Origin of the sequence: Embleya sp. NPDC005971, from assembly GCF_040629175.1 — a bacterium.
Classification (GTDB): Bacteria; Actinomycetota; Actinomycetes; order Streptomycetales; family Streptomycetaceae; genus Embleya.
Map to the genome: position 1 here is coordinate 1 of NZ_JBEXUX010000175.1, position 2,201 is coordinate 2,201.

Sequence of the window (2,201 nt, forward strand, 5' to 3'; positions counted from 1 at the left end):
GCCGGGGTGTTGACGTTGGACGACGCCTGTCGGGTGGTCGCCGCGCGTGGCCGGTTGATGCAGGCGTTGCCCGAGGGCGGGGCGATGGTCGCGGTCGGGGCCGCGGAGGCCGAGGTCGTCGAGTTGTTGCGCGGGCGGGAGAAGGAGGCCGGCATCGCGGCGGTCAACGGGCCGTCGGCGGTGGTGATCTCCGGCGTCGAGGACGTCGTCGTCGAGGTCGCGGACGAACTGCGGGCGCGGGGACGCAAGACGAACCGGTTGACGGTCAGTCACGCGTTCCACTCGCCGTTGATGGATCCGGTCCTGGACGAGTTCGCCGCGGTGCTGGCCGGGGTCGAGTTGACCGAGCCGGTCGTCCCGATGGCCGCGACCGCCGAGGAGGTGTGTTCGGCCCGGTACTGGGTGGATCACGTGCGCGAGCCGGTGCGGTTCGCCGATCACGTCACCCGACTGCGCGCGGCGGGTGTGACCCGCTTCGTGGAGATCGGCCCCGACGGCGTGCTCACCGCGATGGGCCCGCAGAGCGTGGCCGACGCGTCGTTCACCGCGCTGCAACGCCGGGGACGGCCGCAGGTCGCCACCGCCGTGACCGCCCTCGCGCACCTGCACACCGGCGGGCACACCGTCGACTGGTCCCGCCTGTTCACCGGGACCGCCGCGACCCTGACCGACCTGCCCACCTACGCCTTCCAACACCAGAGCTACTGGCTGGACGGCACCTCGCCGGGCGGGCGCAAGGCCGGCGGGATCGGCCTGACCTCACCGGAACACCCGCTGCTGACGGCGGCCATCGTGCTCGCCGGCGGTGACGGTGCGGTGTTCACCGGCGGGCTCTCGCTGCACGCCCAGCCCTGGCTCGCCGACCACCGGGTCGGCGGCATCGCCACGCTGCCTGCGGCGGCCATGGTCGAGTTGGCGGTCCGGGCCGGCGACGAGGTGGGCTGTTCCGGCGTCGCCGAGCTGACCGTCGACGTCCCGCTGACCGTCCCGGACGACGGCAAGGTCCAGGTGCAGGTCACCATGGGCGCGGCCGACGCGGACGGGCACCGGCGGATCACCATCGGCTCCCGGCCGGATGGGGACGGTTCGGCCGTGCCGTGGCAGGTACACGCCACCGGCCTGCTCACCGAGCCGGCGCCGGCGCCGACGATCGCGCTGGACGTCTGGCCGCCGGCCGACGCCGCGCCGATCGACCTGGACGACCTCCACCGGCGGCTCGACGAGCGCGGTCGCACACACGGGCCCGCGTTCGGGGGGCTGGCGGCGCTGTGGCAACGCGGCGACGAGTTGTTCGCCGAGGTGCGGTTGCCCGAGGACGTCGACCCGGACACGTTCGGGATCCATCCGGTGCTGCTCGACGCCGCGTTGCACCCGTTGCTCGCGGTCGGGCGAGAGATCACCGAGCCGTCCTGGCACGGGTTCGACCTCTACGCCGCCGGCCCGCGCGCGCTCCGGGTCCGGATCAGGCCCAAGGGACCGGACGCGTTCCGGGTGTGGTTGGCCGACGACACCGGCGAACCCGTCGCCGAGGTGCGCGCGTTGCGGGCACGTCCGGCGGCGCCCGCGGACCGGGTCGACGGCGCGGTCGCCGACTCGCTGTTCCACGTGTTGTGGTCGCCGGTCGTGCTCCCCGACCCGGAGGATCTCACCGACACCGGCTGGGCCGTACTCGGGAACACCCCGGCGGCCGGCCCCGCCCGCCGGGTCGAGAGCGTCGCGGACGCCGCCGGGGACGTCCTGGTCGCCGTGATCGACGAGCCGACCGGCACCGACCCGGTGGCCGCGGCGCACCGGGCCACCGTACGAGCGCTGGAACTGGTGCAGGACGGGCTGGCGTTCGGGACCTCCCGGCTCGTGCTCGTCACGCGCAACGCCGTCGCGACCCACGACGCGGAGGACGTCGACCCGGCCGCGGCCCCGGTGTGGGGACTGGTCAGGTCGGCCCAGGTGGAGAATCCCGGCCGCATCACCCTGATCGACCTGGACGGCAGTACGGCCAGCGCCGAGCAACTCGGCACCGCGATCGTGTCCGGCCACGACCAGGTGGCCCTGCGCGCGGGACGGGCGAGCACCCCCCGACTGGCCAGGGTGCGTGCCGCCGCGACGGCCGGGCCGGAGTTGGCGCCGGAGGGCACGGTCCTGATCACCGGCGGAACCGGCGCCCTCGGCGCCCTGTTCGCCCGCCACCTGATCACCGAACA

General features: G+C 74.6%; 1 protein-coding gene. It reads left to right on the forward strand.

The window, feature by feature from the left end; genetic code table 11:
- Nucleotides 1-2,201, forward strand: a 2,201-nt coding sequence (locus tag ABZ374_RS48395) for an acyltransferase domain-containing protein (RefSeq protein ID WP_360325193.1), incomplete at both ends; no start/stop codon positions are given.